Consider the following 15,067-nt stretch of genomic DNA (forward strand, 5'->3'; position numbering starts at 1 on the left):
CCTTAAGAGACTATATCGCGAATAGATGGGAAAATTCAAGACTAAGAATGTAAAAAAACGGCAGGGAAAATTCCCTGCCGCTTGTTAGACTCTTTTACTCTTCTACATGAGCCCATTTGAATTCAAATTCTGGACCTGTAGCTGTTGTGAAGACACCTTTGATTGACGGACGGAAAAGTTGAGCTTTTGCATCCTGATAAATTGGTGCTACCGCTTGATCTTCTTCTAAAAGCAGTTTTTCAGCTTCTAAGAATGTTTCAAAACGTTTTTCAGGCTCTTGAGCATATTCACCGTTTGCCTTTTCAATCAACGCGTCATATTCTTCACTGGAATAGCCCATGTTGTTGTTCTGACCATCTGTAAGATACATGTTCAGGTAAGTGTTCGGATCCACATAGTCTGGTCCCCATGTAGCAGCTTCCATCTCGAATTCGGCTTCGTTGTCACGACGAACACGTTCTTTGAATGGTACTTCCATCAATTTGATCGTTACACCCTCAAGGTTTTCTTCCAGTTGGTTCTTGTAGTAAGCAAGGACGTCTTTGGAAGTTCCTGTATCATCACCAAGCAGTTCGATTTCAACAGAATCGGTACCTAGAGCTTCCAGGCCTTTCTGCCAATGTTCTTTTGCTTTTTCAACGTTATATTCTACCAATGGACCTTGAGCTTCACGGAAGTCTTGGTCACTGTCCGGCATAGAAACAAAGTTGGATGGTACATAGCCTTCTGCCGGCACAGATCCATCGTTCAAAATGACGTCAACGAGTGACTGACGGTCAATCGCGTAAGAGATTGCTTTACGAATGTCTACATTCCCAAGAGCTTCATTATTTTCCTGGTTGAACTTAAAGAAATATAAGTATGGTTTTTCAGCAACATTGAAAGCGTCGCTCGTGCGGTACTGGTCGACGAATTCAGCGTTCAATTCAGTCTGATCTATTTCACCAGTGTCATAAAGGTTGACACCTGTAGAAACTTCTTTGATTACTTTCGCATTGATTGTTTCTAGTTGAACCGTTTCTGCATCCCAATAAGTATCGTTCTTTTCAACGGTCCAGCCTTCGCCGTGATTCCACTCCGTCATTTGGAATGGTCCGTTAGAAATTGTGTATTCAGCTTCTGTAGCGAACTTGTCCCCCTGCTCTTCAACATACGCCTGGTTCAACGGCATGAACGTAATGAAAACCGTCATGGACTTGAAGTATGGAACAGGCTTTTCAAGTTCTACCACAAGGGTCTTATCATCTTCTGCAGTAGCCCCCAGGTCTTCAAGTTCTGCTTCGCCATTACTGATTGCTTGGGCATTTTTAATGATGCCTCCAAGGAAGTAAGGGCCGTACTCAGAGCCAACCTCCGGGTCGACAGCTCTTCTCCATGCATATACGAAATCGTTTGCTGTGACAGGGTCACCGTTGGACCATTCTGCATCACGCAATTTAAATGTCCATGTTAGGCCATCTTCACTCACTTCGGAGCTTTCTGCCATTCCATCTACAAGCTGACTGTTCTCATCCAGGCGGTATAGCCCTTCATAAGTCTCTCCAGCCCACTGGAAACCGACAGAATCGGTGATTAGAGATGGATCCATGCTAGGAATCTCACTTTTCGCTGTTACGGTAATTTCTTGATTTCCGGAAGCTTCTCCCTCATCTGACTGTTCAGTTGTTTCATCTGTGCTTTCTTCACCTGTGTCTGTTGATGTTTCGCTGTCTCCCCCGCTACAAGCTGCAAGGAACAATGCGAACATCAGTGCCATTAACACCAATAGATGTTTTCTCAAAGTGAATTCCCCCTATTTCTAATTTTCTAAAAATAATTACTTTTTGAATTATACAGATAAAAAAGAAAAAAATCAAAGTCCTTTATTCGATAAAAATAAGAAAAAAATGTCGTCAAACAGAATATTCTAATTTAATTGACAATGGTTCTTTCTTTGATAGGATTAGAGAATATCATTGCTTTTCTAAAGCATAAAAGGATCTATGGAGAAAAGTGAATCACTGAATATAGAGGAGGTTGAAGGAAGTTATGAAACGTGAATGGGATTTATTGCACACCCCCGGCCCCACTCCGGTTCCACCGAGTGTCGAACGTAGCATGAATCAACCGATGATCGGCCACCGTGGTGGGAAGGCCAAAGAATTAATTAATGCTATTGCTCCTAAACTGAAGCCGGTGTTCGGTACATCGGGAGAGGTGCTTATCGTTACAGGGAGTGGAACGTCTTCTTTGGAGGCATCTGTTGTAAACACAACCAAGCCCGGAGATAAAGTGATCGTCGTGGTCGCCGGAGCCTTCGGTGATCGTTTTGCACAGATCTGTGAGACGTATGAATTAGATGTGGTACGCATAGAGATTCCATGGGGAAAAGCGGTTGAGGTCTCTCAAGTGGAAGAAACGCTTCATAAACACCCAGATACGAAGGCTGTATTCCTTACACATTGTGAAACATCGACAGGGGTCATGCATCCCGTTGAAAAGGTAGCTGAGGGTGTGAAGAACTTGAGTTCAGCTCTTGTCATCGTTGATGGGGTATCTTCTATTGGAGGCGCCGAAGTGAAGATGGATCAGTCTGGAATCGATATCTTAGTTTCGGGTTCGCAAAAAGCGATGATGCTTCCTGCGGGTCTCGCGTTTTTGGCTGTCGGAGCGCAAGCCTGGTCAGTCATTGAAGAAAATCCGCGCCCTCGTTTTTACTTGGATTTACGAAAATACCGTCAACAACTTGTAGGGGGCCAAACCCCATTCACACCTGCTCTTTCCCTTCTTTTCGGTCTTCAACAGGTCCTGCAAATGTTAGAAGAGGAAGGCTTAGATCGGGTTTTTGAACGTCATCAAACGATGAAGGAAATGACACGCGAGGCTTGCCGTGCCTTGAACCTCCCTCTGTTGGTTTCTGATGAAGATGCTTCATCGACTGTAACGTCGATCCGCCCGGAAACTTTTGAGGCTGAACAACTGAGAAAAGTGGCGAATGAAGAATTCGGCCTTATTTTAGCAGGCGGACAGAAGCATATGAAGGGCGAAATTTTCAGAATTGGACACATGGGATACTCCCGTCCTGCCAATGTTCTTCAATATATAGGGATTCTTGAGATTGTCTTAAAACGTTTAGGTCATGAATTCGAGCCAGGTGCGGGTGTCGCAGCTGCACAAGCCGCTTATTTGGAACGTACAAGGGAGGAATAGAAATGCACCGTGTATTGATTAGTGATCCACTGAGTGAAGATGGAATCAGGCCTCTATTGGAGGCGGAAGATATCGAAACCGTCATGAATCCGAACCTATCTCATGAACAGTTATTGGAGGAAATCGGATCGGCAGAAGCGCTCATCGTAAGAAGCCAGACGCAAGTGACAAGAGAAGTCATTGAACACGCGACTCATTTGAAAATCATCGGTCGTGCGGGAGTGGGAGTCGATAACATTGATCTTGATGCGGCAACGGAAAACGGCATCATCGTCGTGAATGCTCCAGATGGGAATACGATCTCTACAGCCGAACACACGATGGCAATGCTTATGTCGTTAGCTCGGAACATCCCGCAAGCCTATCATCAACTTCAACAAAAGCGTTGGGAACGTAAAAAGTTCGTCGGCGTTGAGTTGAAAGATAAAGTGCTTGGCATAGTCGGATTCGGGCGGATTGGTCGCGAAGTTGCCCAGCGTGCCAAAGGTCATCGCATGAAAGTGATCGCCTTCGATCCGTTCTTGAATGAAGAAAAAGCAGAAAAAGCCGGGGTCACTCATGGAACTTTAGAGGAAGTTCTCAAGCAGGCAGACTTCCTGACTGTACACACTCCTCTCATTGAAAAGACGAAGCATCTAATCAATGAAGAGGCTATTGCTATGATGAAGACGGGAGCGCGTATATTGAATTGTGCCCGTGGAGGAATTGTAGAAGAAAATGCGCTTTATGAAGCGGTCCAATCAGGAAAGATCGCTGGTGCTGCGCTTGATGTTTTCGAAGAGGAGCCTGCGACGGAGCATCCGTTGTTATCCTTGCCGGAAGTGATTGCGACCCCTCACCTTGGTGCCAGTACGATTGAAGCTCAGGAAAATGTTGCGACAGACGTCAGCTTTGATGTGTTGGAACTATTGCGCGGAGGAACAGTAAAAAACCCGGTCAACCTGCCTTCTGTGTCTTCAGAAATGATGGAGAAGCTCTCTCCATACTTTAAGCTCTCTGAACGTTTGGGCGCTTTTTTATCAAAAGTGGTAGACGGTACGCTTGAGCGTGTGAATGTCTACTATAGTGGCGATTTGCTTGAAGTTGATACCATGCCACTTACACGGATCGCTGTGAAAGGAATCTTGAAACGTCATATCGGCGAACGTGTGAATGATGTCAATGCGTTTAAAACAGCTTCTGACAAAGGAATTACAGTGAATGAGCAGAAGTCGACCCAAACGAAAGGATTCACAAACTTGATTACCGTCGAAATCGAGACCGATCAAGAAAAGCGCAGCGTCGCCGGTACGTTGCTGAATGGTTTGGGCGCACGTATCGTTCAGTTTGATCAATATTCCATCGACGTTGTTCCAGATGGCCATCTGGTCGTTATTCGTCACACCGACCAGCCGGGTGCGATCGGCCGCGTAGGAAGTTTACTTGCGGAACATCAAATCAACATTGCAACCATGCAGGTTGGACGTACGAACGAAGGTGGAGAAGCCGTCATGGTGCTGACCGTAGACAAACCCGTGGACGGGGACTGTAACGAAAAGCTTGCTCAAATTGCAGATATCAAGCAAGTGCAGTGTTTGACAATTTAATGGTGTCCAATGTTGGGTAGCAAATCAAGAGATATGTGACATTACTTCATAATATAAAAGACAAACCTCGGTTACTCGCTGGAGTTTACGCGTTCGCTCAGGGCTACGATACGAAGCTTGGAATTGGCACACTCATTTCTAATGATGATTCCTTATTCCGCTGCCTTCTTGCTTGGCTGGTTGCTGCTGTTGCCCGTTTGGGTGCTTTTAGGAATCCCTTTAGGACCTGGCGAACCGATTCTATACTAATAAAAAAGCTCAACGTCCCACTGACGTTGAGCTTTTTACATATAACCTTCCTTATAAGATTCAGGAAGTCTGCATGGAATTCAGTAATTGCTTCAAGACGTAATTTTCTCTTTGGATCCATGAATTTTTCTTTGTGAAATCCAGTGTTTTTTCATTATTGGAAATGGCTTCCTCAACGCTTACCCAGACAGGTGTGAATTCCTGGTCTTCTTCATATGAGTCCAGCTTTTGTTCGCCTTTTTCTCCCGACCACTTACAAAAATAATATCGGGAGGTCATTTCGAAAACCGCCTCTCTGACATACGCGTCGAGGTGGCTTTCTACAACCACGCCGGCATATTGTTTGACCTGGCAGTTTTTGAAGCCTGTTTCTTCTTGGATTTCTCTGATGAGAGCTTCCTCGTCTTTCTCGCCCTCATCGACGCCGCCCCCAGGCAGTTTATAATCCCCCAGGTTGGACTTCACCATCAGGATTTTTCCTTCCCTAAAAATAATCCCTCTGACTGCGAGCCGTTTGTTTTTTTTGTAACCATCATTATTTTCGGTTCCGAACCGTTTTTTGAAAAGGAGGTCAGCCAATGGGGTGCACCTGGCGTTTGCGGTTGGAGAAAGTATGGACTTCTGTATAACCGACAGATTTTGCAAGATCGATCGCTTCTTCATAGCGGTACCCGATATGATCCGGTTTGTGGGCATCTGAACAGAGAACGATTCCAACACCTTCATCTTTACACATTTGTAGAAGCGTCGGATCTGGATAGAGTTCTCCGACGGGCTTTCGCAAGCCTGCCGTACTAATTTCAATGCAAGTGTCGGTTTTTGCAAGGGCTTTCGCTGCCCGTTTGTATTGTTCTTTCAAAAATTCTTCGTCATCTGGCCGGTAGCCGAATACTTTGATCACATCGATATGGCCTACAAAATCAAAAAGACCTGACTCTGCTAGGGTGACGACACGGTCAAAGTATTGCTGATAAACGTCTTTTAAATCCCGTTTTTCATATTCATCCCGGTAAATGGCAAGATCGATGCCCCAATCATCAATCCAGTGTACTGAGCCGATCACGTAATCGAAAGGATGGGAAGAAATAAAGGTTTCCATCTCTTTTTCTTTTCCTGGCATGTAATCCATTTCAATGCCCATCTTGATTGGAAGTTCTGCTCTAGCTGCTTCATCAAACATCTTCTGGTAGGTTTCAAAATCAAGCGTACGACGGTTTTCTACCCAAGGGTTAGAGAGGATGTCACGTGTTTCCTGAAAGAAATAAGCATGTTCAGATATGCCTAATTCTTCAATTCCTTCTTCTTTGGCTTTAGTTATGTAGGTTCGTAGATAGTCGACATCAAGGTTTCCTGTTTCCGCCATATGGACGTGGTAATCGGTGCGCATGTGCGGCCCTCCTCTATCGAATTTTATTCATCATAACAAACATTAGAAAAAATCACCAAGAAGAAGCGGATGGAAGCAATTGATACGAGAAGTATGAGGGGGTGATATGTTAAAATAGGGAGGTTAAGACAAGCGCGATAGAAATAGAGGTGCTTTATCAATCATGAATGACACAAAGAGGTTGACGGAAGGGGCTTTAATGACCGGCCTATATCTGCTATTGTTATTGGTAATAATTTTTATGCCAGGACCAGTTGGGTCGATTTTATTACTCATTTTACCTGTCCCTTTCGTTTTCTATAGTTACCGGTACGGTTGGAAGCCAGGCGTACTGATGTTTATCGGATCTTTGATCTTCACTTTGCTGTTTGCCACGGTTTTCTCTCTTCCTATAACTTTACTGGCAGGATTCGGAGGCCTTGCTCTCGGAGGAGCGATGTATGCAAAACGTTCTTCTTATGAAACGCTTGCCATTGGATCCGTTGGTTTTAGTATTGGACTTTTAGCCATATTCCTCCTGACACAACTGTTCCTCGGGGTCAATTGGATGGAAGAATTGAGAAACAGCATGAATCAAGCATTTAGTACTTTAGAAAGTTTATTCTCCGGGATGATGCAGGGAGAAGAGGTTCAGCAGGATATAGATGATTTTCGTGAATTGATCGATTTCATTCCCGATATCGTTCCAAGTGTATTGGCGATGGCAGGGGTTTTCATGGCCTTTATAAGCCAATGGGCGACTTACAAACTAATCAATCGTATCGAAAATCAGTCTATGAGATTTCCTGATTTTAAGAACTTCAAGCTGCCGACATCCGTCCTATGGTATTACTTTGTGGCAATGATCTTAAATTATGTCACGATGGACGGAAATGATCTGATTTACTTAGCTGCCGTTAATGTATTCATTTTGACGGGGACACTGATCGTACTGCAGGGATTCTCTTTCGTCTTTTTCTATGCTTGGAAGAAAAAGTGGTCAAAAGCCATACCGATTCTTGTGGTTGTATTTTCCATACTTCTTCCACAAATCGTCATGTATCTTGTGCGAATAATCGGTATAATTGATATAGGATTTCCAATGAGGGAACGTGTGGAAGAAAAGAAAGAATGATCGCTCTCAAGAAGATGGTAGGAGCTGAATGCAATGCCGAATTTTTTTAAAAAACCAACGATGAGCGGACACTTGTGGATCATTTATTTGATCTCTCTCATTCTGCTTGGCTTCATCTGGTACTATCAATGGATGCTGGGACTAATGATGACGCTGTTTTTAGCTGCGTCCATCTTTTACAGTGTCCGTACTGAACAGAACATGATCAATGAGACAGAAGAATATATATCGACCTTATCCTACAGGGTGAAAAAAGTCGGCGAAGAAGCCTTGTTGGAAATGCCTATCGGGATAGTTCTTTATAGTGAAAACTATATGATCGAGTGGGCGAATCCTTATATGAATAAGTTCACTGAAGAGGATACGATTGTTGGAGAATCATTAAAACGACTTTCCGATCATCTGATTCCATGTGTGAAAGATGAGGAAGATGAAGTTTGGATCACGATTGCCGGTTATAAATTCCAGACAATCATTAAAAGGGACGAACGTCTGCTTTACTTGTTCGACCGGACGCAGCAGACGGAAATCCACAACCGTTATGAAAATGAACAGACAGTTCTTTCTATTATTTTTCTTGATAACTATGAAGAAATTACCCAGGGCATGGATGATACGGCCAAAAGCCATATCAACTCACAAGTGACCTCCATATTGAACAAGTGGGCGGGGGATTATGGCATTTATTTGAAGCGAACGTCTCAAGAGCGTTTCATGGCGGTCATGAATCAGAAAATCCTGTACACCTTGGAAAAAGCGAAGTTTGAAATTCTTGATGATGTACGTGAATTGATTACAGACCAGAACGTTCCATTGACGTTAAGTTTCGGAATTGGTGTTGGTCCGGTTAGTCTCCCTGAACTTGGAGAATTGGCTCAGTCCAGTCTCGATCTCGCCCTTGGCCGCGGTGGTGATCAGGTTGCCATCAAAGATGATTCAGGAAAAGTCCGCTTCTATGGTGGAAAGACGAATCCGATGGAAAAACGGACACGGGTACGCGCGCGGGTGATCTCCCACGCTATGAAAGAGCTTGTACAGGCAAGTGAAAAGGTATTGATCATGGGACACAAATCCCCGGATATGGACTCTGTCGGTGCGTCAATCGGTATTTTGAAAATTGCCCAGGCGAACGACAAGAAAGCCGCTATTGTGCTCGATCCGGATGATATTGACACCGGCGTTCAGCGCATGGTCGAGGAAATTGAGAAAGACGAAGACCTTTGGCATTATTTCATCCCACCAGAAGATGCTTTAGAGATGGTGACGAATGAGACGTTGCTGGTCGTTGTAGATACGCACAAGCCTTCCATGGTCATCGAGGAGAAGCTCCTTTCCAAAACGGAGCATGTCGTCGTAATCGATCACCACAGACGTGCAGAAGAATTCATCGCTGATCCGACCCTGGTTTATATGGAACCATACGCATCATCGACCGCAGAGCTCGTCACTGAGCTCCTTGAATATCAGCCGAAAAAACTGAAACTTTCGATGCTCGAGTCCACGGCCCTCCTTGCAGGGATTATCGTTGATACAAAAAGTTTCACGCTCCGCACAGGATCACGGACATTCGATGCTGCTTCCTACTTGAGGTCCAAGGGAGCAGATACCGTACAAGTTCAGAAGTTCATGAAAGAAGATTTAGATGTCTATGTACGGAGAAGTAAACTGATTGAACGGGCTTCTGTTTACCGTGATGGTATTGCCATTTCCACCGGGGACCGCGGAGAAACTTACGGACCAGTCATTATTGCGCAGGCTGCGGATACCTTACTGACGATGAGCGGAATCGTTTCTTCGTTCGTTATTTCTGAACGGAGTGATGGAAGGATTGGCATCAGTGCCCGTTCTCTCGGAGATATCAACGTCCAGGTTATCATGGAGAAGATGAACGGCGGCGGGCACTTGACGAACGCAGCCACACAGCTTGAAGATACAACGATTGAAGATGCAAAAGCATTGTTGCAAGATATTATTGATGAGTATTTTGAAGGGGGAGACACAGAATGAAAGTAATTTTTAAAGCGGATGTTAAAGGGAAAGGCAAAAAAGGCGAAATCAAAGAAGTGAACGATGGATACGCACGCAACTACCTCCTTAAAAACAATTTGGCGGTAGAAGCGACGAAGGGGAACGTTCAGGCCCAAAAAGCCAAAGATGCCAAAGTTGAGCAGCAAGCACAGGAAGAAGTCGAAGAAGCGAAGCGACTGAAAGACCAACTGGCCAACTTGGAAGTGAAGCTTGTGGCGAAATCCGGAGATAACGGGCGCCTGTTCGGCTCCATTACGAGTAAGCAAATTGCCGAGCAGCTGAAGAAATCCCACGATATTAAAATCGATAAACGTAAAATCGAGCTTGATGATCCGATCCGGACGTTGGGCTACACAAATGTTCCTGTGAAACTTCACCCAGAAGTAACAGGTACGATCAAAGTCCATGTCGAGGAAAAGTAAGTCTTGAACGATCAAGCGCCCAATCCATTCTACTGGAGCTATTGGGCGCTTCTGTTTTGTATTTCTGGCTCATAACCTTCTTTTTCATAACGAAAAGGAAGGATGTATAAAATAACCGTACAACGTGTGGTTGTTTGTGACGGACGGGCCATCCGTGCTTTAGATTCAGAGGAGGAACAACAGTGAGTGAAATGTGGAACGATCGGACCCCGCCCCATAATATAGAAGCAGAACAAGCGGTACTCGGTGCGGTCTTTTTAGAACCTGAAGCGATGTCGACAGCTGCTGAATATCTTCTTCCTGAAGATTTTTACCGGGCGAGCCACCAGCGAATATTCGAAGTCATGCTTTCGCTCTCAGATAAAGGAGAGCCTATCGATCTCGTAACGGTAACGGCAGCTCTTTCCAACAATCAGGTGCTTGAGGAAGTGGGAGGAGTATCTTATTTGACGGATATTGCAAACTCTGTCCCGACTGCTGCAAATATCCAGTACTATACAAGTATTGTGAGTGAAAAATCGACTCTTAGAAGTTTAATCCGTACGGCTACGAATATCGTAACCACGGGCTATTCAGAAGAAGAGGATTTAGAGGATGTATTGAACGCTGCAGAAAAAGACATTCTCGAGGTTTCCCAAAGGAAAAATTCCAGTGCTTTCAAAAGCATCAAAGACGTACTGATTGACGTTTATGACAACATTGAACAGCTGCACCACAATGATGGAAGTACGACTGGTATTCCGACGGGGTACCGCGATCTTGATCATATCACCTCTGGTTTCCAACGGAATGATTTGATTATCATCGCTGCCCGGCCGTCCATGGGTAAGACCGCATTTGCTTTGAATATTGCCCAAAACGTAGCGGTCCACACGGATGAGAATGTTGCTATATTTAGTTTGGAGATGGGTGCCGACCAACTTGTCTCCCGTATGATTTGTGCGGAAGGAAACATCGATGCTCAGCGTCTTCGTACAGGACAGATGGAAACAGAGGATTGGAACAAACTGACGATGGCGATGGGGAGTCTATCGAATGCCGGGATTTATATTGATGATACGCCAGGAATCCGGGTCAGTGAGATCCGTTCCAAATGCCGTCGTCTTAAACAGGAACACGGACTTGGTATGATTTTGATTGACTATTTGCAGTTAATTCAAGGTAGCGCCAACTCTAAGGAAAACCGTCAGCAGGAAGTATCAGAAATTTCCCGTTCCTTAAAAGGTTTGGCTCGTGAACTTAATGTTCCGTTGATTGCTTTGTCGCAGCTTTCCCGTGGAGTTGAATCAAGACAGGATAAGCGACCGATGATGTCTGACTTGCGTGAATCCGGTTCAATTGAGCAGGATGCCGATATCGTAGGGTTCCTATACCGTGACGATTACTACGATCAGGAATCTGAAAACCAGAACATTATTGAAATCATCCTAGCTAAGCAACGTAACGGTCCGGTGGGGACAGTCTCTTTAGCCTTTGTGAAAGAATACAACAAATTCGTCGACTTGGACCACCGGTATTCCGATGCCGATGTACCACCAGCTTAGAAAAGGAAGACGCCCGAGACATCAAGTCTCGGGCGTCTTTTTTTAAGAGAAGCTTTAAAGAAGCCATCTATATCATCATCCCCATCACGCCTCCCGAAAAGTCACGCTGGGAATTGGATGATCCTAATAAGCAAGGAAGTGGTCGATTGCATGGGCAACGCCATCTTCGTCATTCGTTTTCGTAAGGAATTGGCAGGCCTCTTTCACCTCAGTTTTGGCATTTCCCATGGCGGCGCTGTTTCCTGCCATATTGATCATAGATAAATCATTCAAACTGTCTCCAATTACTGCTGTTCTTTCTATAGAAAGATTCAGTTGTTGAGCCAATTGCTTAACGGCATTCCCTTTAGAAGCAAGCCTATGTTCCACTTCAAAGTTATGGTTGGCAGAGCTTACAAGGGTTAAGTCAGGGTAGTCTTTGAACCTCTCCCATCCTTTTTGAAGTTTTTCCTCTTCAAAGGAGAAGGTGAGGATGTTGTACACGTTCCTTTTCCTATCAACGATTTCCTCATAGGAGTCTACATGAGAAAAACCGGACTGACTGAACTGTTTTTCGGCTGCCTTTTCAAGCCTGGTCAAATTCGTATTCGGATTGGCACTGCGAATCCGGTCAAGCTCAATGTTCATAAGCTCCCTGCCATTTTGCGGGGTTAAAATAGCTTCATCATCAATGGCTTCATAGTAGAAGCCTTTTTCTTCAAGCCATGCTAAAACTTCAATGACATCTTCTTTCTCCATAGGTATGGATGAAAAAAGCGTACCGTCCGGACGATGTATGGTAGCCCCATTGGCTGCGATCACCCATGTTTTAAGGTCGAGGTCGGAGAACAGGTTCCGGACATCGAATGCTGCCCTTCCCGTTGCAATAACCACCTCGACGCCCTCCGACTGTGCACGACGAATCGCCTGAATATTGTTTTCGCTGATTTCATTCCCCGAATTTAACAGTGTCCCGTCTAAATCAATGGCGATCATGTCCATAGATTAGTGCCCTCCTCTTCCGTAACAATAAGATCCACATGATACTCTTGTAATCTCTGTTGAAATTCTTCATCAGGAAGTTGGTCTGTTATGATGACATCCACATCTTCAAGTTCTGCAAAAGTAAAAAACTCTGTCACACCAAATTTCGTATGGTCTGCAAGCACGATGACTTGTTCTGCCTGTTTGATCATGTTCCGTTTGACCATCCCATCTTCTTCGTGGGCAATGGAGAGTCCTGAATCAGAAATTCCTACTACTCCGATAAAGGCCTGATCCACATGATAGCTTCTTAACCGTTCGATGACGGAAGCTCCGTAAAGGAACTGATGCTCCTTTTGGAGAAAACCGCCAAGCAGTTGGATGGACACGCTTTCAACATTTGATAAAATTTCCGCCTGGTGAATGGAGTTCGTAATGACCGTGATGTCCATAGGCCGGATTTGATTCGCACACGCCTGAACCGTCGTGGATGTATCCAGAATGATTTTATCCCCTGGGCGTATAAACGACGCCGCTTTGCTACCGATCTGCTGTTTTTCAAAAGAAACCGTTTTTAATCGGTGAGAATAATTTTGAATGGTCGTTTGTGTCCGCGGCAGGATGGCTCCCCCGCGAGTACGTACAATCGCTTTTCTTTCCTCTAACTTTACTAAGTCCCGTCTTGCTGTATCTCTTGATATATCAAACATCTCACACATTTGATCAATGGAGATCCTTCGGTTTTCTTTTAAAAACTGCAAGATTCCAATCAGACGTTCTTCCTGATACATCGAATCCACCTCTCATTGTTGCTCTTATAAGTGATTATAAGTAATTATTTAATTGAAATCAATCAAAAATAAGTTATTTTAAGTTTTATTGTAAATATTAGTTAATCTACAGCTTTTATGATAAAAATAAGATATTCAAAATAATGCAAGGAAAGGGGGGCTTCTTTCAGACAGAGTTTAATGAAAGGTCTGGAGGTCGTAAGGGCCGGTTCCCGGTCTATATAAATGCTCCCAAAGGAACGGAACAGAGTTTTTAAAGGGTACGAGTTATAATCGAACAATAATAATGTAATTATAATTTAATGTTCGGTTTTAGCGTTGACTTACAAGGTGTGAATTGGTAAACTGACGGTGGATAAAATATTTAACAAATTTTTGGCGGAGGTGCCTTATGTCTTCTGTAGTTGTAGTCGGAACCCAGTGGGGGGACGAAGGAAAAGGCAAGATTACTGATTTTCTATCACAAAATGCCGAAGTTGTCGCTCGTTATCAGGGCGGAAATAATGCGGGTCATACAATAAAATTTGATGGAGTCACATATAAACTTCACTTGATTCCTTCAGGGATCTTTTTTGAAGATAAAACATGCGTTCTTGGAAACGGAATGGTGATTGATCCAAAAGCACTGCTCGAAGAATTGAAATACTTACATGACAAAGGGGTATCTACAGATAATCTGCGGATCAGTAACCGTGCTCATGTCATTCTTCCCTATCACTTGAAATTAGATGAACTACAAGAGGAAGACAAGGGTGCGAATAAGATCGGAACGACCAAAAAAGGAATTGGTCCTGCCTACATGGACAAAGCGGCTCGTACCGGAATCCGTATCGCTGATTTACTTGATAAGGAAAGCTTCCATGAAAAGCTCGAGCAGAACCTTGCTGAGAAAAACCGTCTTTTTGAAAAAGTATATGAAACAGCACCATTTGCGGTGGAAGATATTCTTGATGAGTACTTTGAATATGGTCAACAAATAGCAGCCTACGTATGCGATACATCTGTCGTTTTGAACGATGGACTGGATGAAGGGCGTCGTGTTCTTTTTGAAGGTGCCCAGGGAGTTATGCTCGACATCGACCAAGGGACGTACCCTTTCGTCACCTCTTCCAATCCAATTGCGGGTGGAGTAACGATTGGCTCTGGTGTGGGACCATCAAAAATTAAACACGTCGTTGGTGTTTCGAAAGCTTATACGACACGTGTCGGAGATGGACCTTTCCCGACTGAGCTTGAAAACGAAGTCGGAGATCAAATCCGCGAAGTGGGACGCGAATATGGTACAACGACAGGGCGCCCACGCCGCGTCGGTTGGTTTGATAGTGTCGTTGTTCGTCATGCCCGTCGTGTAAGTGGAATTACTGACCTTTCCTTGAATTCCATTGATGTACTGACAGGTATTGAGACATTGAAAATTTGTACAGCTTACAAGTACAAAGGGGAAATCATGGAAGAGTTCCCGGCAAGTTTGAAAGTTCTTGCCGAATGTGAGCCTGTTTATGAGGAAATGCCAGGCTGGACGGAAGACATCACAGGGGCGAAGACGCTGAGTGATCTCCCTGAGAACGCACGTCACTACATTGAGCGTGTTTCTCAGTTGACTGGAATTCCTTTGTCTATTTTCTCTGTTGGTCCTGATCGTGCACAAACGAACGTTGTCCGCAGCGTATATAGTGAATAAAATGAAAGCCTGGCTTACTCAGCCGGGCTTTTTTTTACAAAAGTCCGGAGGTAAGCATCAAAAATTTATAACTTAGGGTAAACTCTACATAGAAGAAAATGAGGAGGAGTGTT

The 15,067-nt window shown here is 44.3% G+C and carries 13 protein-coding genes; 8 read left to right on the plus strand and 5 right to left on the minus strand.

Annotated features, from left to right (window positions below; genetic code table 11):
- Positions 1-94: 94 nt before the first annotated feature.
- Positions 95-1,756: a peptide ABC transporter substrate-binding protein gene (locus LC065_RS04990; RefSeq protein ID WP_371933443.1), complete on the minus strand. Its 1,662-nt coding sequence runs from the start codon at positions 1,754-1,756 to the stop codon at positions 95-97.
- A gap of 272 nt (positions 1,757-2,028) precedes the next feature.
- Here LC065_RS04990 and LC065_RS04995 point away from each other — a divergent pair, with 272 nt between their 5' ends.
- The 3 genes from LC065_RS04995 to LC065_RS20375 all read left to right on the plus strand — a co-directional run bounded on the left by LC065_RS04995 (position 2,029) and on the right by LC065_RS20375 (position 5,024).
- Complete coding sequence (locus LC065_RS04995; protein WP_306163781.1) at positions 2,029-3,189, plus strand: pyridoxal-phosphate-dependent aminotransferase family protein; 1,161 nt, start codon at positions 2,029-2,031, stop codon at positions 3,187-3,189.
- A gap of 2 nt (positions 3,190-3,191) precedes the next feature.
- Positions 3,192-4,775: a phosphoglycerate dehydrogenase gene (gene serA / locus LC065_RS05000; RefSeq protein ID WP_226593427.1), complete on the plus strand. Its 1,584-nt coding sequence runs from the start codon at positions 3,192-3,194 to the stop codon at positions 4,773-4,775.
- A gap of 144 nt (positions 4,776-4,919) precedes the next feature.
- Positions 4,920-5,024, plus strand: a complete 105-nt coding sequence (locus LC065_RS20375) for an AbgT family transporter (protein ID WP_371933444.1) — start codon at positions 4,920-4,922, stop codon at positions 5,022-5,024.
- Between the two features lie 60 nt (positions 5,025-5,084).
- Here the strand turns inward: LC065_RS20375 and LC065_RS05010 are convergent, their stop codons facing one another.
- The gene (locus LC065_RS05010; protein WP_226593425.1) at positions 5,085-5,687 is read right to left on the minus strand and encodes an NUDIX hydrolase; all 603 of its coding nucleotides are present in this window, start codon (positions 5,685-5,687) and stop codon (positions 5,085-5,087) included.
- A complete protein-coding gene (locus LC065_RS05015; protein ID WP_226593423.1) occupies positions 5,596-6,411 on the minus strand; it encodes a histidinol-phosphatase HisJ family protein in 816 nt (271 codons plus the stop codon). Before LC065_RS05015 ends, LC065_RS05010 begins: the two co-directional genes overlap by 92 nt.
- Positions 6,412-6,574: 163 nt before the next feature.
- Between LC065_RS05015 and LC065_RS05020 the strand changes: the two genes are divergently transcribed.
- From LC065_RS05020 to dnaB, 4 genes are all read left to right on the plus strand, one after another.
- A complete protein-coding gene (locus tag LC065_RS05020; protein ID WP_226593421.1) occupies positions 6,575-7,525 on the plus strand; it encodes a YybS family protein in 951 nt (316 codons plus the stop codon).
- A gap of 33 nt (positions 7,526-7,558) precedes the next feature.
- Positions 7,559-9,532 carry a DHH family phosphoesterase gene (locus LC065_RS05025; RefSeq protein ID WP_226593419.1) on the plus strand — a complete coding sequence of 658 codons (1,974 nt, stop codon included), beginning with the start codon at positions 7,559-7,561 and terminating at the stop codon, positions 9,530-9,532.
- Positions 9,529-9,975, plus strand: a complete 447-nt coding sequence (gene rplI, locus LC065_RS05030) for a 50S ribosomal protein L9 (RefSeq protein WP_146814584.1) — start codon at positions 9,529-9,531, stop codon at positions 9,973-9,975. Before LC065_RS05025 ends, rplI begins: the two co-directional genes overlap by 4 nt.
- Positions 9,976-10,157: 182 nt before the next feature.
- Positions 10,158-11,519, plus strand: coding sequence for a replicative DNA helicase (gene dnaB / locus LC065_RS05035; protein WP_089650694.1), 1,362 nt, complete (start codon positions 10,158-10,160; stop codon positions 11,517-11,519).
- Between the two features lie 123 nt (positions 11,520-11,642).
- On the opposite strand, the gene LC065_RS05040 is transcribed toward dnaB, so the two are convergent.
- Together LC065_RS05040 and LC065_RS05045 are read right to left on the minus strand one after the other, a co-directional pair.
- Positions 11,643-12,500 (minus strand): Cof-type HAD-IIB family hydrolase, encoded by an 858-nt coding sequence (locus LC065_RS05040; protein WP_226593417.1) that lies wholly within the window; start codon positions 12,498-12,500, stop codon positions 11,643-11,645.
- On the minus strand, positions 12,491-13,273 hold the full coding sequence (locus LC065_RS05045) for a DeoR/GlpR family DNA-binding transcription regulator (protein ID WP_226593415.1): 783 nt from the start codon (positions 13,271-13,273) through the stop codon (positions 12,491-12,493). The genes LC065_RS05040 and LC065_RS05045 overlap by 10 nt, the downstream gene beginning before the upstream one ends.
- A 391-nt stretch (positions 13,274-13,664) precedes the next feature.
- Between LC065_RS05045 and LC065_RS05050 the strand changes: the two genes are divergently transcribed.
- Positions 13,665-14,954, plus strand: a complete 1,290-nt coding sequence (locus LC065_RS05050) for an adenylosuccinate synthase (RefSeq protein WP_226593414.1) — start codon at positions 13,665-13,667, stop codon at positions 14,952-14,954.
- Positions 14,955-15,067: the final 113 nt, after the last annotated feature.

Source organism: Halobacillus litoralis, from assembly GCF_020524085.2.
GTDB classification, from domain to species: domain Bacteria; phylum Bacillota; class Bacilli; order Bacillales; family Halobacillaceae; genus Halobacillus; species Halobacillus litoralis_E.